Origin of the sequence: Asanoa sp. NPDC050611, assembly GCF_040654855.1 — a bacterium.
GTDB lineage: Bacteria > Actinomycetota > Actinomycetes > Mycobacteriales > Micromonosporaceae > Asanoa.
Genome location: NZ_JBFAIU010000145.1, coordinates 1 through 17,670 on the forward strand (window position 1 = coordinate 1; position 17,670 = coordinate 17,670).

The 17,670-nt window shown below is 73.1% G+C and carries 16 protein-coding genes, 1 other RNA gene and 1 pseudogene; 12 read left to right on the forward strand and 6 right to left on the reverse strand.

The annotated features are described in order from the left end of the window. Window positions 1-117: 117 nt before the first annotated feature. From AB0H87_RS22190 to AB0H87_RS22200, 3 genes are read left to right on the forward strand one after another with little or no spacing between them, the layout of a single operon-like run. Window positions 118-1,458, forward strand: coding sequence for a ferric reductase-like transmembrane domain-containing protein (locus AB0H87_RS22190; protein ID WP_360148579.1), 1,341 nt, complete (start codon window positions 118-120; stop codon window positions 1,456-1,458). Window positions 1,459-1,467: 9 nt separating this feature from the next. Next, window positions 1,468-2,013: an FMN-binding protein gene (locus tag AB0H87_RS22195; protein ID WP_360148582.1), complete on the forward strand. Its 546-nt coding sequence runs from the start codon at window positions 1,468-1,470 to the stop codon at window positions 2,011-2,013. Between the two features lie 19 nt (window positions 2,014-2,032). Then, a complete protein-coding gene (locus AB0H87_RS22200; RefSeq protein ID WP_360148621.1) occupies window positions 2,033-2,743 on the forward strand; it encodes an FAD:protein FMN transferase in 711 nt (236 codons plus the stop codon). Window positions 2,744-3,081: 338 nt separating this feature from the next. On the opposite strand, the gene AB0H87_RS22205 is transcribed toward AB0H87_RS22200, so the two are convergent. Beyond that, on the reverse strand, window positions 3,082-3,744 hold the full coding sequence (locus AB0H87_RS22205; RefSeq protein ID WP_360148585.1) for a bifunctional DNA primase/polymerase: 663 nt from the start codon (window positions 3,742-3,744) through the stop codon (window positions 3,082-3,084). A 245-nt stretch (window positions 3,745-3,989) separates the two neighbouring features. Between AB0H87_RS22205 and AB0H87_RS22210 the strand changes: the two genes are divergently transcribed. The 6 genes from AB0H87_RS22210 (at window position 3,990) to AB0H87_RS22235 (ending at window position 10,197) form a co-directional block, all read left to right on the forward strand. Beyond that, window positions 3,990-5,219, forward strand: coding sequence for a helix-turn-helix domain-containing protein (locus AB0H87_RS22210; protein ID WP_360148588.1), 1,230 nt, complete (start codon window positions 3,990-3,992; stop codon window positions 5,217-5,219). A gap of 8 nt (window positions 5,220-5,227) precedes the next feature. Beyond that, complete coding sequence (locus tag AB0H87_RS22215) at window positions 5,228-5,797, forward strand: flavoprotein (RefSeq protein ID WP_360148591.1); 570 nt, start codon at window positions 5,228-5,230, stop codon at window positions 5,795-5,797. A 9-nt stretch (window positions 5,798-5,806) separates the two neighbouring features. Continuing rightward, window positions 5,807-6,343, forward strand: coding sequence for a GNAT family N-acetyltransferase (locus AB0H87_RS22220; RefSeq protein WP_360148594.1), 537 nt, complete (start codon window positions 5,807-5,809; stop codon window positions 6,341-6,343). Window positions 6,344-7,520: 1,177 nt separating this feature from the next. Beyond that, on the forward strand, window positions 7,521-8,357 hold the full coding sequence (locus AB0H87_RS22225; protein WP_360148597.1) for a Nif3-like dinuclear metal center hexameric protein: 837 nt from the start codon (window positions 7,521-7,523) through the stop codon (window positions 8,355-8,357). Further along, window positions 8,354-9,094 carry a C4-type zinc ribbon domain-containing protein gene (locus AB0H87_RS22230; protein ID WP_360148600.1) on the forward strand — a complete coding sequence of 247 codons (741 nt, stop codon included), beginning with the start codon at window positions 8,354-8,356 and terminating at the stop codon, window positions 9,092-9,094. The genes AB0H87_RS22225 and AB0H87_RS22230 overlap by 4 nt, the downstream gene beginning before the upstream one ends. Further along, window positions 9,091-10,197 (forward strand): bifunctional RNase H/acid phosphatase, encoded by a 1,107-nt coding sequence (locus tag AB0H87_RS22235; protein WP_360148603.1) that lies wholly within the window; start codon window positions 9,091-9,093, stop codon window positions 10,195-10,197. Before AB0H87_RS22230 ends, AB0H87_RS22235 begins: the two co-directional genes overlap by 4 nt. Before the next feature lie 3 nt (window positions 10,198-10,200). On the opposite strand, the gene AB0H87_RS22240 is transcribed toward AB0H87_RS22235, so the two are convergent. After that, window positions 10,201-11,760: a glycosyltransferase gene (locus tag AB0H87_RS22240; protein ID WP_360148606.1), complete on the reverse strand. Its 1,560-nt coding sequence runs from the start codon at window positions 11,758-11,760 to the stop codon at window positions 10,201-10,203. Then, the gene (locus tag AB0H87_RS22245) at window positions 11,757-13,043 is read right to left on the reverse strand and encodes a glycosyltransferase family 4 protein (RefSeq protein WP_360148624.1); all 1,287 of its coding nucleotides are present in this window, start codon (window positions 13,041-13,043) and stop codon (window positions 11,757-11,759) included. The genes AB0H87_RS22240 and AB0H87_RS22245 overlap by 4 nt, the downstream gene beginning before the upstream one ends. 199 nt (window positions 13,044-13,242) lie before the next feature. On the opposite strand from AB0H87_RS22245, the gene AB0H87_RS22250 reads away from it, so the two are divergent. Further along, complete coding sequence (locus AB0H87_RS22250; protein WP_360148609.1) at window positions 13,243-14,391, forward strand: glycosyltransferase; 1,149 nt, start codon at window positions 13,243-13,245, stop codon at window positions 14,389-14,391. 79 nt (window positions 14,392-14,470) lie between these two features. Next, window positions 14,471-14,848, forward strand: coding sequence for a hypothetical protein (locus AB0H87_RS22255; RefSeq protein ID WP_360148612.1), 378 nt, complete (start codon window positions 14,471-14,473; stop codon window positions 14,846-14,848). A gap of 49 nt (window positions 14,849-14,897) precedes the next feature. Here AB0H87_RS22255 and rnpB read toward each other — a convergent pair. Next, an RNA gene (rnpB, locus tag AB0H87_RS22260) (RNase P RNA component class A) lies at window positions 14,898-15,303 on the reverse strand. A 43-nt stretch (window positions 15,304-15,346) separates the two neighbouring features. Between rnpB and AB0H87_RS22265 the strand changes: the two genes are divergently transcribed. Beyond that, window positions 15,347-16,111, forward strand: a complete 765-nt coding sequence (locus AB0H87_RS22265; RefSeq protein ID WP_360148615.1) for a sulfite exporter TauE/SafE family protein — start codon at window positions 15,347-15,349, stop codon at window positions 16,109-16,111. On the opposite strand, the gene AB0H87_RS22270 is transcribed toward AB0H87_RS22265, so the two are convergent. Beyond that, entirely contained in the window at window positions 16,016-17,257 is a 1,242-nt protein-coding gene (locus AB0H87_RS22270; RefSeq protein WP_360148618.1) for an MFS transporter, read from the reverse strand. The two genes, AB0H87_RS22265 and AB0H87_RS22270, sit on opposite strands and share 96 nt — an antisense overlap. Before the next feature lie 329 nt (window positions 17,258-17,586). Continuing rightward, window positions 17,587-17,670, reverse strand: a pseudogene (locus AB0H87_RS22275) (peptide-methionine (S)-S-oxide reductase); the annotation flags it as partial.

Below are 17,670 nucleotides of genomic sequence, written 5' to 3' on the forward strand. Positions count from 1 at the left end.
GCAGCTGCCGCGCGAGTCCTCGCCCACCCTCGTGACCGCCGCCGTCGACCGGACACTGAACCACCTCGTGCGCCGCGTGCTGACCCCCCGACCCGGTCCGACGGCCGCCCCGCCCCGGTGCCGGTCAACGTCCCCGCGCGCCGCGGTGCCCCCGGCCGGCGCGCGCTCGTGCTGCTGTTCTGGGCCGGCCTCGTGCTCGCCGTGCTGCCCTGGTGGCTGACCACGCCGGCCGGCTCGCTCGGTGACACGGGTGCGATCACCCTGGCCGCCGGGCGGATCGTCGGCCTGGTCGCCGGCTACGTGATGCTCGTGCAGATCCTGCTGATGAGCCGCCTGCGGCTGCTCGACCGGCTCGCCGGCGAGGAGCTGATGACCCGCTGGCACCGGGACATCGGCGGCGCGCTGATCCTCGCGGTGCTCGCGCACATGGCGCTGATCCTGGTCGGCTACGGGCGCCTCGACGGCTACAACCCCTTGGTCGAGGCGCGCGTCCTGATCACCGGCGTCCCCGACATGCTCACCGCGTTCCTGTCCGCCGGCATCCTCACGGCGGTCGGGCTCTTCTCGGTCCGGGCGGTGCGCAACGCGCTGCCGTACGAGCTGTGGCGGTGGCTGCACATGTCCACCTACCTGGTGCTCTACCTGTCCTTCGGGCACCAGTTCTCGCTGGGCCAACAGCTGTTCAAGCCCGGCGTCGTACGCACGGGCTGGCTCGCCGCCTACGTCGGTGTCGTGGTGATCCTGGCGTACGGCCGGGTGATCGCGCCCGTGGTCTTCAACCTGCGGTACGCGCTGCGCGTGGCCGACGTGGTCGCAGAGGGCCCGGACACGATCTCCATCTACCTGACCGGTCGCAACCTCGACCGGCTCAAGGTCCTGGGTGGACAGTGGTTCCGCTTCCGGTTCATGGCCCGCGGGCTGTGGTGGCAGTCGCACCCGTTCTCGGTCTCCGCGGCCAAGAACGGGCGGTGGCTGCGGCTGACCGTCAAGGTGGTCGGCGCCTACACGCGCGAGCTGCGCGAGCTGGACTCGGGCGTGCGGGTGCTCGCGATCGGTCCGCGCGGCTCGTTCACCGCCGCCCAGCGCACCGCACCGCGCTCGCTGCTGATCGCCGGCGGCATCGGCATCACGCCGATCCGGGCGATGCTGGAGGAGCTGCCGCCAGGCGCGACGCTGATCTACCGCGCCAGCACCCCGGCCGACGTGGTGCTCCAGCGCGAGATCGACTGGCTAGCCCGGGCGCGGGACGTCGACGTCTGGTACGTGATCGGCGCCCGCACCGACCCCGGACCGCGCCAGGTGATGAGCCCGAACGGCCTGCGTCAGCTCGTGCCCGACCTGGAGCGCCGGGACGTGTGGCTGTGCGGTCCGGCCGGGTTCGTCGAGTCGGCGCAGAAGATCGTGCGGCGGTCGGGCGTACGCCGCAAGAAGATCCACCTTGCCGCCTTCGAACTGTAGGGAGTTCCTGTGCGCCGTGCCGCGCTGGCCGTAGCCGGGCTCGCCGCCGGCACCTCGCTGCTGGTCGTGGCCAAGGGCGGTGGTGGCGCGGCGCCGGACACCGTGGCCGCGGCCAACGCCGGGCCCACGCCGTCCGGCACGCCCTCGGCACCGCCGTCCGCCAAGCCGGCGGGCGCCTCGGCCGGCGGGAAGGCCGCACCGTCGAAGACCGCGAAGCCCAGGACCGGCAAGACCACGAAAGCCGCGCCGCCGCCCGCGCCGCCGAAGTCCAACAAGGTGGTCGGGCCGCGGGTCGAGAACCCGTACGGCGCGGTCCAGGTCGTGATCGAGGTCGACGGCAAGCGGATCGCCGACGTGCGCACGCTGGAGATGCCGGACCTCGAGGCGCGGTCGGACCAGCTCAGCGCGCAGGTGGAGACGCAGATGCGCGAGGAGGCGTTGCGGGAGCAGGGCGCCGACCTCGACACGGTGTCGGGCGCGACCGAGACGAGCGAGAGCTACCGCGAGTCGCTGCGGGTCGCCATCGAGCGGATGAAGAAGGGCGAGCGTGACTGAGTTCCGTGCGCGGGAGTGCATGGGCACGGTGATCAGCGTCGAGCTGGGCGCCGGTGGGACGGTCACGTTGCTCGACGAGGTCTTCGCGTGGTTCGACCTGGTCGACGCGCGGTTCAGCACCTACAAGGCGACCAGCGAGGTCAGTCGCCTCGACGCCGGCTCGCTGGCGCTGGCGGACGCGTCCGCGGACCTGCGGTTCGTGCTGTCGCGCTGCGCCGACCTGTGGAGCGAGACGGACGGCTACTTCGACGCGTACGCCACCGGCCGGCTCGACCCCTCCGGGTTCGTGAAGGGATGGTCCGCGCAGGTCGCCTCCGACCGGCTGCTCGCCGCCGGGGTGACCGACCACTGTGTCAACGCGGGCGGTGACGTGCGGATCCGTGGTCACGCGCCGGCCGGGCGGCCGTGGCGGGTCGGCATCCGGCACCCGTGGAACGCCCGGGCGACCTGCCACGTGGTCACGGGCACGGATCTCGCGGTCGCGACGTCCGGCGTCTACGAGCGCGGCCACCACGTGATCGACCCGCGGCGCGGCCGGCCGGCGAAGGGTTTGCGCTCGGTCACTGTGGTGGGTCCGGACCTCGGCACGGCGGACGCGTACGCCACCGCGGCGCTGGCCATGGGGGAGGGCGGTGTGGCGTGGCTCGCCCGGCTCGCCGGTTATGCCGGTGTTGTCGTCACTGACGAAGGGCGGAAGCTCAGCACGCTGTCCCTGTCACCGGCAGCTTGAGACCACTACCATGGTAACCCGTGTACGGTCAGCGTTTGATCGGGCGGTGGGTGCCGGCGGGGCGTGAGCCCGTGGGCCGGGAGCCGCTCGGGCGCGATCCCGAGGGCCGGGTGCCGGCCCAACGTTGGCATCGAAGTCCGCCGTTCAGGGGGTCGACCTCGACGGACGCCGCCGTTACCTTGTCACCTAGCATGTGTGCCCCTCCCCGCCGCGCCCCCATGTGGGCTGCCACCTGCATCAACGACCGGTCGCCGGACCGGACGTGCGGGTGTTCACGTCCTGTTGACGGGATCTTCACCGGTCTCGTTGACGGGATCCCGGATTCCGGGATCCCGGGTTCAGGCGGCCCGGCGGGCGGTGGACAGCTGGCGCGGCAGGTGCGGCACCCGGTCGAGATGGGTGAAGAGCGAGTCGACGATCATCCGCTGCACGGCGTACGAGTCGGGCAGGCTCCAGGCCACCTCCTCCGGCGGCACCACCCAGCGCACGGCGCCCTCGGGAAGCCGGGTCGGCGGGGCGGGCACCCACGAGCCATGGCCGTGTCGCACCACGTCGAGCGAGTTCTCCAGGTCGGGCCGCAGCGGGTCACCCGGCCGCACCAGGAACATCCACCGGCCGACCGGCGTCGCGGCCACCGGGCCGCGCACCTGCAACCGGCCCGGCCCGAGCACGCCGGCGTGCATGCGGGCGGCGGCCAGCACGCGCCCGCCCAGGCTGTTGGGCACCTCGAGCACGTCGAAGGCGTGCCCGGTGGCCAGCAGCACCGCGTGTGCGCGCCGCTGCCACCAGCGCTCCACCGTGGACGGGTCCACGATGGCCCGGCGTTCCCAGCCGTCGACCGCCGGGTGGCAGCTCGACGTCGGGCAGCCCGGCCGCTCGCACGCGAACCGGCCGCCCTCGAGCCAGGCGCCGGGCACCACGTCCCACTCGTGGTCGGCGTAGCGCACGGCCGACCGACGCAGCGCAACTCGGGCGAATGGTGGTCGAATAGTCCACCGCATGGTCAGAAACTCCCTACGTCAGGGGCCGACTCCCACTAGCAGATGGTCGGCGCCGTATCTCGAACCGACACGCGGTCGTTGCGTTTGACAGAGAGCCGAATGCAACTTGCAATCGAAAACTACGAGTGCAGCTGTAACCGGAAACGCACTCGGAGTGCGATAGGCACAAACGGGTGATATCCGCAACACCGCCCAGCAAGCCCCGAATCAGACAGCCCCTGTACGAGCGAGGGGGGAGGACGGACATGGATGAGCTCCCAATCGGTCGCCGCGTCGCCTACTGGCGCGCCCGGCGCCGGATGTCTCAGCAGGTCTTCGCGGACCGGCTGGGCAAGTCGAAGAGCTGGGTCGACAAGGTCGAGCGGGGTGTCCGCCGGCTAGACAAGTTCTCGGTGGTCTACGAGATCGCCGACGTCCTCCAGCTCGACGTCCAGCTCCTGCTCGGCAAGGACCCGGAGCGCCGGCCGGACGCGATCAACTGCATCGACCAGGTCGAGGTCGAGGAGATCCGCGCGGCGCTGGAGCGCTACGACTCGATCAGCGCGTTCTTCGACACGCAGACCAACCCGCAGCCGCTGACCGAGATGCGCAAGGCGGTCAGCCACGCGTGGCTGACCTTCCAGCACGCGAAGTACGGCGTGCTTGCGCGGGCGCTGCCCAAGCTGCTGCGCGACGCACAGGCGGCGGACACGGCGTACGCCGGGGGCACCGAGGCCCAGCCGGCCGCGCACCTGCTCGGGCAGGTCTACCAGATCGCCTCCTCGTCGCTGCGCAAGCTGGGCGAGCACGAGCTTGCCTGGCTGGCCGCGGACCGGTCCATCGCGGTCTCCCAACGGGCGGGCGACCCGCTGCTCGCCGGCACCGCCACCCACCGCGTGGGTTGCGCGCTGCTCGCGCTCGGCCGGGCCCGCCCGGCTCTCGAGGTCAACATCAACATCGCGAACCGGCTCGCACCCGGCGGCGGCAACGACAGCACACCCGAACGGCTCTCCGTGTACGGGATGCTGCTGCTGCAGGGCGCGATGGCGTCGGCCCGCATCGGCGACGGCGCCACCGTCCGCGACCTGCTCAACGGCGCGGAAGAGGCGGCCGACGAGATGGGCGGCGACCACAACCACTACTGGACCTGCTTCGGCCCGACCAACGTCAAGCTGCACCGCGCGGCGGCGGCGGTCGAGCTGGGCGAGGGCCGGGCGGCGGTCGAGGTGCACGAGGGCATCGACCAGGAGGGCTTCAACAGCCTGCTGCCGGAGCGCCGGGCCCACCACATGCTCGACATCGCGCGCGGCTTCGCGCAGATGGGTGACGTGGAGAAGGCCAGCGAGATGCTGCTGGAAGGCGACCGGCTGGCGCCGTCCGAGATCCGCTGCCGGCCGATCGCCCACGAGGTCATGTCGGACGTGCTCCGGCGCACCCGGGGCACGCCACCGCCGGCGGTCGCCGAACTGGCGGAACACATGGGCGTCGGAGTTTAGTTGACGGCATGAGAGGCGTCCTCTACGCGATCTGCTGCGGCTCGCCGATCTCCCGCGGCGTGGGCCGGTTGGTCGACCTGGCAAAACAACGGGGCTGGGACGTCTGCGTCGTCACGACGCCCGACGGCCGCAAGTTCGTCGACGTGCCGGCGCTGGCCGGGTTGTCCGGCCACCCGGTGCGATCGTTCTACAAGAACCCCGGCGACCCGGACGTGCTGCCGTCCCCGGACGCGATCATCGTCGCCCCGGCCACGGTCAACACGGTCAACAAGTGGTCCGCGGGCATCGCCGACACGCTGGCCCTGGGCCTGGTGGTGGAAGGTCAGGGAAAGGGCCTGCCCATCGTCGTGATGCCCTTCACGAACGTCGCGATGGGCGCCCACCCGGCGTTCCGCGAGTCCCTGGCCCGCCTACGCTCGTGGGACATCACAGTCCTCTTCGGCGACGAGGTCCTGCCGCTGCACCCACCGGGCACGGGCGCGGACCTCCTGGACGTCTTTCCGTGGCACCTGTCCCTGGACGCCCTGGACACTCGCCTCTCCGGCGACCACCGCGCCCCGGTCGCCCGCCCCGGCTGACGGCGCCCTGTGCACATACACACGTCCCGGCTTCTGCTGCGGGACTTTCGCGTCGACGACCACCCGGCGGTGCACGCGTTCGCGAGTGACCCCGAGGTGACCCGCTACACCGAATGGGGCCCGAACACCCCGGCCGACACGGCGGCCTTCCTCCGCGACGCCGTCCGGGACGCGGGGCGGCGACCACGGATCCGGTTCGCGCTGGCGGTGACGGACCGCGCCGACCAGACGCTCATCGGCTCGGTCGAGCTACGCGTCACGAACGTGGCCTACCAGCAGGCGGGCACGGGTTACGCCCTGGCCCGGCCACGCTGGGGCGAGGGTCTCGCCACGGAAGCCGCCGCGGCGATGCTGCGGTTGGGTTTCGACCAGCTCGGCCTACACAAGATCATTGCAACCTGCGACCCGGACAACGCCGGATCGGCCCGCGTACTCACCAAGATCGGCATGCGCCAGGAAGGCCACCTCCGGGACCACGTCCTGATCCACGGCCACTGGCACGACCGCCTACTCTTCTCAGCCCTCAAAGGCGACGGCCCCGCCTGATCACCGCCACGCCGCGCGCGACCGCCCTGGCCACGCGGCGACGTAGCTGGCCGCGCAGCAGCCCACGAACATCGGCAGGTGCGGGTTGGGGGCCAACAGATCGAGGTCCCGGACCACGCCGCGGATGCACTGGTATCTGCTGGAGCGGATGACGGTCGGCCCAGTGGGCCGGCCCACTGCGGACCTGGCAGCGGATGACGGTCTGCGTGGGCAACCCCCGCGGGTCCTGCCAACAGCGGACGTGGCAGCGGAGCGGTCCGTAGGCGGGTAACCCTCGGGTCCTGCCAACCGCGGACCTGGCAGCGGAGCGGTCCGTGGGCGGGTAACCCCGCGGGTCCTGCCAACCGCGGACCGTGCAGCGGATGACGGTCCGCGGGTGGGCACCCCCCCGCCTGCCGATCGTGGACCTGGGAGCGGAGCAGTCCGCGTGCGGAACGCCCCGGATCTTGCCAATCGCGGACCCGGGAGCGGAGCGGTCCGTGGGCGGGTAACCCCGCGGGTCTTGCCGATCGCGGACCTGGCAGCGGATGACGGTCCGCGGGTGGGCAACCCCCGCGGTCCTGCCAACAGCGGACGTGGCAGCGGAGCGGTCCGCGTGCGGGTAACGCCCCGGGTCCTGCCGATCGTGGACCTGGGAGCGGAGCGGTCCGCGTGCGGGTAACGCCCCGGGTCCTGCCGATCGTGGACCTCGGAGCGGAGCGGTCCGCGTGCGGGTAACCCCGGGGGTCTTGCCGATCGTGGACCTCGGAGCGGAGCGGTCCGCGTGCGGATAACCCCGGGGGTCTTGCCGATCGTGGACCTCGGAGCGGAGCGGTCTGCGTGCGGATAACCCCGGGGGTCTTGCCGATCGTGGACCTGGGAGCGGAGCGGTCTGCGTGCGGGTAACCCCGCGGGTCTTGCCGATCGTGGACGTGGGAGCGGAGCGGTCCGCGTGCGGAACGCCCCAGGTCTTGCAGATCGTGGACCTGCAGCGGAGCGGTCCGCGTGCGGGTAACCCCCGCGGGTCCTGCCAACCGCGGACCTGGCAGCGGAGCGAAGCGGAGCGGTGTCTGGCGGGAGCGACGGTCGTGCCCACGGCGGACCCGAGTCCCGAATGGTCGCCGTCGTTTGAATCTTGTGTGGCGCTCGGACACCGCGTCGGCGTCGTCGAGGCGTCGCGACGGTAAGCTCTGCGCCGATGAGCGCGACTGTGGCGGCGGTGGCCGCGGCCCTTGATGACCGTTATCCGCCCGCCTGGGCGGAAGAGTGGGACCGGGTGGGTCTGGTCGTCGGTGATCCGGCTGCGTCCGTCCAGCGCGTGTTGTGCGTGGTCGACTGCGTGCCCGAGACCGTCGCCGAGGCGGTGGCCGTCGGGGCCGACCTGATCGTCGCCCACCATCCCTTGCTGATGCGGGGCGTCTCGTCCGTGGCCACGACCAGCTACAAAGGACGGATCGTCCGCGATCTGATCAAGAACGACGTGGCGCTGTTCACCGCGCACACCAACGCCGATGTGGCTGAGCCCGGTGTTTCCGACGCGCTGGCCGGGCGGCTCGGGCTGGTCGACCTGCGGCCGCTCGTGCCCGGCGACGATCCCGCGCGCGGGGTCGGGCGGATCGGGCGGCTGCCGGTGCCGCGGCCGCTGTCGGCCCTGACCGCGCAGGCCGCCGCCGTGTTGCCGCGGACCGCGTGGGGGGTGCGGGCCGCGGGTGACCCCGACCGGGTGATCGAGAGCGTGGCCGTCTGCGGCGGTGCCGGCGACTCGTTCCTGGCCGCGGCCGCCGCGGCCGGGGTCGATGCCTATCTCACCGCCGACCTGCGCCACCACCCGGCGAGTGAGGCGGTCGCCGGAGGTGGCCCCGCGCTGCTCGACGCGGCACACTGGGCGACCGAGCGTCCGTGGCTCGACGACCTGGCCGCGCAGCTGCGTGCCACGCTTGAGGTGGACGTGCTGGTCTCCGACCTCGACACCGACCCCTGGACGCTGCACGCCGCGTCCACCGTTTTCACCTCGCCGAAGGAGCCGCTCCCGTGAAGGCCGAACCACAGGCGCAGCGCCGGCTGCTCGATCTCCAGGCGATCGACACCGCGCTGGCCCAGATCGCGCACCGGCGCCGGACCCTGCCGGAGAACGGCGAGTTGGAGACCCTGGCCCGGGAGCTGTCCGCGCTCGAGGACGAGCGGGTCCGCGCCCAGGTCGCCGTCGACGACCTCGACCGGGACATCGCCCGGGTGGAGAAGGACGTCGATCAGGTACGCGCCCGCAAGGATCGCGACGAGGCCCGCCTGACCATGGGCAGCGGCCCCGCCCGCGAGCTGGAGGCCCTGCAGCACGAGGTGGTCTCGCTCACCCGGCGCCAGTCGGAGCTGGAGGACAGCGAGCTCGAGCTGATGGAGCAGCGCGAGACGGCCCAGGCTGCCCTCGACGAGGTGACCGGCCGGCAGGACGGTGCCCGGCAGCGGCGGGGCGACACCGAGGTGCGCCGGGACGAGCTCCTGGCCGAGATCGACGCCGACGAGCAGTCGCGGATCTCGGCCCGCGGGCCGGTCGCGGCCGACATCCCGGCCGACCTCCTCGGGCTGTACGACAAGATCCGCGAGTCCTCCGGCGGCCTGGGCGCGGCCCTGCTGACCGCCGGGCGGTGTGGCGGCTGCCGGATCGAGCTGTCCGGCGCGGACCGGGCGCGGATCAAGGCGGCCGCCCCGGACGAGGTCGTCCGGTGTGAGGAATGCCGACGGATCATGGTGCGTACGGCGGAGTCCGGCCTGTGAGTGCCCCGGGCCGGGTGGTCATCGAGGCCGACGGCGGCGCACGCGGCAATCCCGGCCCAGCCGGCTACGGGGCAGTGGTCCGGGCCGGCTCCGGTGACGTGCTGGTCGAGCGGTCCGAGGCGCTGGGGATCACGACCAACAACGTCGCGGAATACCGTGGCCTGATCGCGGGCCTGCAGGCCGCTGTCGACCTGGGCGCGGCCGAGGCCGACGTGCGGATGGACTCCAAGCTCGTGGTCGAGCAGATGTCCGGCCGCTGGCAGATCAAGAACGCGGGGCTGCGTCCGCTGGCGGCCGAGGCGGCCTCGCTCGTCGCCCGCTTCGACCGCGTGTCGTTCACCTGGGTGCCGCGCGAGCGGAACACCCACGCGGACGCGCTCGCCAACGCGGCGATGGACGCCGCGGCCGGGATCGCTCCGGTTGCCACCGCCGAGCCCGCCGCAGCGTCGGCGCCCCGGTCGTGGGAGCCCCGGCCGCTGGAGGGCGCCACCCGGATGCTGCTCGTGCGGCACGGGGAGACGGCGTTCACGTCACAGGGGCGCTACTCCGGACGCGGCGACATCCCGTTGTCGACGGTGGGCGAGGCGCAGGCCACGGCGGCCGGCGTGCTGGTCGCGGCCCGGGCGCCCGACGCGGTCGCGGTCGTCACCTCGCCGCTGGACCGGTGCCGGTCCACCGCGGCGGCGATCGCCGCCGAGCTGGGTGGGGGCGTGCCGATCCGCGTCGACGACGACCTGGTCGAGTGCGACTTCGGCGAGTGGGAAGGTCTGACGTTCGCGGAGGTACGGGCGCGCTGGGCGGTCGAGCTGGACGCCTGGCTCGCCGACCCGTCGGTGGCCCCGCCGGGCGGGGAGTCGTTCACGGCCGTGGCCACCCGGGCCCGGCGGGCGACGACCGCGCTGCTGGCCGCGTACCCGTCGAGCGCCGTGGTCGTCGTCTCCCACGTGTCGCCGATCAAGCTGATCCTGCAGGACGCGCTCGCCGGCGGTCCCGGCTTCCTGCACCGGCTCTACCTCGACCCGGCCGGTGTGTCCACGATGGACAGGTGGCCGGACGGCGGTGTCGCGGTGCGGACGGTCAACGACACGTCGCACCTGCGCTGACGCTTACCGGCGCAGCGCCCGGCGAAGCTGGGCGGTGACCCGGGCCGCGGTGACCGGGACGACCGAGACCATCAGGCGGCCGGACGTGTCGCGCACCGGGGTGACCACGAACAGGCGCGTGCCCCGGCGGCGCACCAGCGGGTTGGTGGTGTGCACCCCGGGAGCCCGGACAGCGGCCGCGCCGGCCGCGCCGGTGGCCGTCGCGGCGCCGACCGCGCGCGTCGGGTCGAACTCTCCCGGCTGCGCGGAGACCGCCCGCCGCCGGCCCGTCCTCGGCGTGTTGGCGAGCAGGTCGGCGACGCGGAACCGGATCCGCAGCGTGGTGTCGTCGAGCGGCGTGACGTCGCCCGGGATCTCCTCGGCGCTGACCGCGAGCGGCCCCGCGTCGGTGCGCTTCGCCGTGACGGTGAGCACCCGGTCGCCCTGCTCGTCGGTCTCCCAGGCCAGCGCCGTGGCGTCGAGCTTGGCGGACCAGTCGGGCACGCCGGTGACCTCGAAAACCTCGTCCGGTGGACCGCCGGCGCCGCGGAACCCCGGATAGGCCGCGTACCGCCGCTCGCCTTCCACCACCGTGGGCGGCACGCCGATCTCGGCGTCCTGCCGGATCACCGCGAGGAGGTCGTCGACGCTGCCGTCGCGGGTCAGCGCCAGCCGGATCCGCGTCTCGGCGTTGAGCTCGGCCGCGATCGCGTCCGTGAGATGGGTGCGGACCAGACGACCGATGCCGGCGTGGACCAGCTCCTGGGTCTCCCGGTCGAGCGCCAGCAGGTCGTCCTCGAGCAGCTTCGCGATCTCGTGGTCGAAGCGGCGGGCCAGGACGGCGTCGCGCCGGCGGCCGGCCGGGATCAGCTCGGCCACGTACGCCGTGGTGGCCTCGACCGTCCGCAACCGGTCCGCGTGCCGGCTGAGGTAGGTGATGTTGGTGGCCTGGTGCCGGCGCACCGCGAAGTAGTAGTCGTAGTCCGCCAGCACCGAGATGCGCCGCGCGTGGAAGCAGGCCGCGAGCGTGAACGGCAGGTCGCTGCCGAGCGGCAGGTCCTCGCGGTAGCGGATGGCGTGCTTGTCCAGCAGCGCGCGCCGGAACAGCTTGGTGTTGGCCAGCGACCGCGGCAGCGGCGAGTCGTAGAGGTCGACGTCGGCCTGCGTGCTGGCGAAGATGTCCTGGTAGATGTGGCGGCTGTTGACCCCGACCACCCGGCCGAGCACCACATCGGACTCCCACCGGTCGGCCGCCTCGACCAGCCGGCGCAGCGCGTCCGGGCCGAGGTGGTCGTCGGCGCCGAGGAAGAACACGTACCGGCCGGTGGCCGCGTCCAGGCCGCGGTTGAACGGGCGGGCCGGGCCGCCCGAGTTGGGCTGGTGCACGACGGTGAACAGGCCGGGGTGGCGGGCGGCGTACCGGTCGAGCTCGGCGCCGCTGGTGTCCGTAGAACCGTCGTCGACCGCGACGATCTGCAGCCGCTCGGGCCCGATCGTCTGCGCCACCAGCGAGTCCAGGCACTCGGTCAGGTACGGCATGGTGTTGTAGACGGCCACCAGGACGCTGACGTCGGGGACCGTCACCGGGTCTCCGCGGGCGTGTCGGTCCCCAGGAGCCTGCGGTAGAGCGCGTCGAGGTGCCGCGCCTGCGCCTCCCAGGTCCACTCCTTCAGCGGCGAGTCCGGCCCCTCGTAGGCCGCCCGGTAGCGCTTCGGATCGGCGAGCACGGCCTGGATCGCGCGGACCAGATCTGCCTCGTCCTTCGCCTTGAACACCTCGCCCTGGCCCGTCTCCCGCACGGTCCGCGCCATGGTCTTCACGTCGCTGACCACGATCGGCAGCCGGGCGTGCGAGTACTCGAAGAACTTCGTGATCAGGGCGATCTCGTGGTTCGGCCAGTGGTGCAGCGGGATCAGCCCGACGTCGGCGCCGCCGAGGAACTCGACCAACTGCCGATAGGGTACGTACGGGACGGCGTGCACCCGGTCGGCCACGCCTCGTCGCTCGGCCCGGGCCAGCAGCTGGAGCAGGTAAGGGGCGGTGAGGTCGCCGACCACGAGGGCCAGATGCACGCCGGGCAGGCGGGGAAGAGCGTCGACGACCGTGTCCAGGCCACGTTGTACGGCCAGCGCGCCGCTGTAGACCAGCAGCGGGGTGTCCTGGTCGACGCCGCAGCGCTCCCGCAGGTCCGGTGCGCCCGCCTCGGTGTCGGCGAGCGGCGCGTTGAGCAGCACCCCCGGGCGCTCGGGCAGGTCGTGGTCGCGCTGGAGCAGCTCCGCCAGGGTGTCCGAGACCGTGACCACGGCGTCGGCCTGGCCCACGTACTCGTTGACGTAGGCGAGGTGGGCGGGCAGCCAGCGGACGTTGTCGCGCCGCGGCTTGGCGCCGGGGAGCCACTCGTGGGCGTCCCAGACGAGCCGCACCGGCCTGGTCGACCGCTGTTTCGCCCGGGCGGCCACGCCGAGCATGCGGAAGTCGTGCGCGTGGATCAGATCGGGCTGGAGCTCGTCGATGACGGGGCCGAAGAGGCGCTCGTACCCCCAGAGCCCGGGTTCGAGTTTCCGCCACGACCGGTCGCCCCGCACCGAGCGCCAGAACGCGACCTGGGCGTGCTCGACCGGCCGGCGGGCGAGCCGCGCGGCGCGCAGGGGCAGCCCGCCCCGGCTGACGAGCCGGCCGCGCAGGCCCGCGGCGGGTGCGTGGTTGCCCATCGGGAGCACGCGTACCTCGGCGTCGCCGAGCCGCCAGGTCTTCTCCTCGGCGGCGCGGGCGCACCCCAGCAGCGTGACGTCCCAGCCCGCGTCGGCGGCGGACCGGGCGGCCTTCTGCACCCGGGAGTCCCCCTCGACCGCGTTGTCGACGAGCATGACCACCCGCTGCGGTCGCTGCATGAACGAATCTCCCGTGATGTCTGGCCGGCCGGTGCGGGCGAGTGTACGGCAGGGCGTGCCGGATTCCGCCGCTGCCGACAGCCGAACCGCCCGGACATCCGGTTGGCATCGCCCGTTAACCCGGCGGCCACCACGGGCCGTGCCGCGCGGCGCCGTCCCACAGTAGGTTCGGCGCATGCCACATCCCTCGGTGGTCATCTGGCGCAGCCACCTGCTGCCCGGTTCGGAGACGTTTGTCCGCAACCAGGCGGACTCGCTGACCCGGTGGCACCCGCGCTACCTCGGCGCGGTCAAAGTCCTGTCGCCGGTCGCCCGCGACACGGACGTCATCGCCTTCGGGGACGACCCACGCGGCCGCGCCTCGCTGGCAGGCCTGAAGCTGACGGGCCTGTCGCCGCGCCTGGAAGCCGTGCTTTCGGGGTTGTCGCCGGACCTGGTGCACGCCCACTTCGGCGACAACGGCTGGTTGGTCAGCGCCGCCGCCCGCCGCCTCGGCCTCCCGCTGGTGGTGACGCTGCACGGCCAGGACGTGACCAGGCAGGCCGCCCTGCCCGGCGCCCGCGGGGTACGCCACCGGCGACACCTGCGGCAGGCCTTCGAACGCGCGACCCTGGTGATCGCGGTCTCGCACTTCATCCGCGACCGCGCGATCTCCCTGGGCGCCGACCCGGCGAAGGTGGTGGTCCACCACACGGGCGTCCCGATCCCGCCGGCGGACCTCCGTGTGCCGAAGCGCTGGGACGTGCTGTTCGTCGGCCGCTTCGTCGCCAAGAAGGGCGTGGACGACCTGGTGGAGGCGGCGGGCCTGCTGGAGCGCCCGGCGCGCCTGCTGCTGGTCGGCGACGGGCCGCTCTGGGAGCCGGTCCGCGCCCGCGCGGCGGAACTGGGCCTGGACGCGACGTTCGTGGGCGCGCAGCCACCGGAGGCGGTCCGCGACTACCTGGCGTCGTCGCGGATCCTCGCGGCCCCGTCCCGCACGGCGCCGGACGGCGACTCGGAAGGCCTGCCGACGACGATCCTGGAGGCGGGTAGCGCGGGGTTGCCGACGGTGGCGACGCTCCACAGCGGCATCCCGGAGGCGGTGCTGGACGGGTCGACGGGGTTGCTCTCGCCGGAGGGGGACCGGGCCGCCCTCGCCGAGAACCTCGGTGTGCTGCTGGGGGACGAGGGGCTGCAGGCGCGGCTGGGTGCGGCTGCTCGCGAGCACGTGACGGCTCATTTCGACGTGCGCAAACAGACGGGACTGCTGGAGGAGTTGTACGACCGTGCACGCGGCGGCATCTCCCGCGCGGCCATGACCGCGACCAGCAACGAGACGACGTAGAGGGCGAGCGGGACCCCAGGGTCCGGGGCCGGTCGTACCATCGCGGCGTGAGGCGGACGCCGTTGCTCACTGGCAGCGGTTGACCGCGGTTGACCCCGACCAGGGCCGCATCATGCCCCCGGCCCTGCTGTGGTGGGTGAGCGGGCTGAACACGTTGCTCGTGCTGGACGGGCACGACCGGATCGCCGCGGCGTCGGCCGAGGACACCCTGCCGGCGGTGGTCGTCCTCGCTCCGGCCCCTGACCCGGCCGCCGCCACGGCTGTGCAGCGCCATCTGATTCGCGACTACGAGAGCCGCGTCACCACGCGCATCGCCGACGTCACCCGCCGGTTCGCCGGTCAGCTGAACGACGTCATACGCGGCGATGGCCGGACCCGGGCATGGCCGCTGCCCGGCGGAACCTGGGATCAACAGGCGGCGCGACTGGTTCCGGGCTGGCGGCTCGACCGGTGCTGACGGACCTGGACGCCGTTCGAGTCGCGTTCGAGGGTGGCTTCCAGGGTGACGGGCGAGTCGGCCTGTACGCCGGATTCTGTTCCCGCCGCTCGCGCGGCGGGTGGCGGTCATCCATCTAGGCCTGCCGTCGCCGGCAGGCTCGAGCGGCCTACCCGCAGGCTCGGGCGGGCCGCCCTCGAACGCCTGCGCAGGTTGTCCAGCCTGTCGGTCGGACCACCCTTTTGGCCTTGCTCCGGGTGGGGTTTACCAAGCCGCTCCGGTCGCCCGGTGCGCTGGTGGGCTCTTACCCCGCCGTTTCACCCTTACCAGGCGTGTACGCCTGGCGGTCTGTTTTCTGTGGCACTTTCCCGCGGGTCACCCCGGGTTGCCGTTAACAACCACCCTGCCCTGCGGAGTCCGGACGTTCCTCGGCGACGGCCCCGTGGGACCGCCGACGCGACCGCCCAGCCGACTCGCCCGTCATGCCCCATCCTACCGGTGCCGTTAGGCTGCCCTCCGATGGATCTCCTGCATGCCGTTCTGTTGCTCGCCGCCGGGTTGGCGGCCGGGTTCATGAACGCGATCGCCGGTGGGGGGTCGCTGATCACCTTCCCGGCCCTGCTCGGGGTCGGTCTGCCGGCGGTCCCGGCCAACGTCAGCAACAGCGTCGCGGTGTGTCCGGGCTACTTCGCCGCCGTGTACGGAAGCCGCAAGGAGCTGCGCGGGCAGGAGCGGCGGACGTTGCTGCTCCTGCCCGTGGCCGTCGGCGGCGCCATCGCCGGGTGCGTGCTGCTGCTGATCACGCCCGAGGCCGCGTTCGACATGGTCGTGCCGTTCCTCGTGCTCGGCGCGACCGCGGTGCTGGCGTTCCAGGACCAGCTCCGCCGCGTCGTCGGCCATCCGGCGCGGATCAGCCTGACCCGCCAGCGGGCGATGCTGTACGGCATCGTCGGCGTCGGCAGTGTCTACGGTGGATACTTCGGCGCGGCGCTCGGTGTGCTGTTCGTCGCCGGGCTCGCGCTCGTGCTCGACGAGAACATGGCCCGCGTCACCGCCGTGAAGAACGTGCTCTCCGCGACCGTCGGTGTGACCACCGTCGTCGTGTTCGCCCTGTTCGGGCCCGTAAACTGGGCGACCGTGGCGGTGCTGGCGCCGGCCGCGCTGGTCGGCGGGTACGTCGGCGCCCGCCTAGCCCGCCGCCTCCCCAGCAAGGTGCTCAAGGCGGTCATCGTCGTGTTCGGCACCGGGATCGGCCTCTACCTGCTGGTCCACGCGTTCGTGTAGCGCCGGCAGCACAGCCGACAGCAGCAACGGGATCGCCGCCGCCGCGAAGCAGACCGGCAACGGCGCCCGGCTGATCAGCAGGCCGACCGCCGCGCTGCCGCCCGACGAGCCGGCGTTGAAGGCCGTGTTGACCCAGGTGCCCGCCCGGGTACGCGCCGCGGCCGGCACCGACCGGTCGGCCAGCAGGTACGCGATGGTCAGCGTCGGCGCGACGAACAGCCCCGCCAGCGCCGCCGCGGCGGCGAGTGCGGCGACGCCCGGCGCCAGCCCGGCGACCGCCAGGACGCCGGCCAGCGCGACGACCAGCAGGGCGAGCTGGGTGCGCTGGGACGCGGCCCAGGTGCGCGCCCCGTACGCGATGCCGCCGACCGCGCTCCCGGCCGCCAACGCCGCCTCGATCCAGGCCACTGCGGCGGTCTGGTCGCGTTCGGTCGCGAACGCGACGATCAGCAGGCCCAACGCGCCCAACCCGAGCCCGAGCCCGCTCGCGACGAGCACCGGCTCGAGGCGCGCCCGGTTGACCCGCACCGCGACGACCGCGCCGGCCTCGACCCGCGGCCAGGCCCGGGCGACCGGCGACGACACCATCGCCAGCGTGCCGGTGAGCACGAGCGCGGCGGCGAGCGCGACCCCGGCGGCCGGCGCGCCGGCGGCGATGCACAGACCGGCCACCAGCGGACCGGTCACGAACAGCAGCTCCTCGACGACGGTGTCGAGGGCGAAGGCCCGCTGCCGCCCGGCCTCGTCGGGCAGCAGTTGGCTCCACATGGCCCGCATCACGGGCCCGAGCGGCGGTGCGGCGGCACCGGCCACGGCGGCGAGCACGATCAGCACCCAGCCGGGCGTGCCGGGTCGCCAGGTGGTGGCGGCGAGGCCGGCGAGCAGGCCGGCGTAGGTGACGGCCAGCGGTGGCAGCACCCGCCGCGGCCCGTACCGGTCGACCAGCCCGGCCCGCAGCGGCGCGACGAGCACACCGCCGAGCCCGAACAGCGCGATGGCGCCGCCGGCGACGGCGTAGGAGCCGGTCGCGACCGTGATCGCGACGGTGAGCGAGACGAAGACGACGCCGTAGGAAAGGCGGCCGACCAGGGCCGCTAGGAAGGTACGAAGGGCATGCGGAGTACGCAGCACGGCACGGTAGGACATCGGAGTTCTGTTCCTCGGGATGTTCGGCGTCGCCGATGGACGCCGTGGGTGGGTAGGGACGCCACGGGCACGCACGGGACGGTGCGGCCGGCGTCGGCCTACGCACGAAGGAGGAACATGGCTGGGACCTTAGCAGGCGGCTGATCACCGTCGCGCCCGCCAAAACGGAAGCACCGACAAGAGCCGGACGTGTGCCACGCGAGAACCGTGTGGGGCGTCGCAGCCCGGCAGGCGCTCCCGCCGGTCAGGAGACGACCGGTGTCGGGCCCAGCAGCGACGTGCGGACCTCGTGGCCGCGGAGCGCGCCGAACATCTCGCACCCGCTCAGCCACGGCGGACCGGTAGCTCGTCCCCATGTCGTTGCCCTGCCGGTTCAGCGTCGACGGGTCGTGGATCTGGAAGAAGAACGCCAG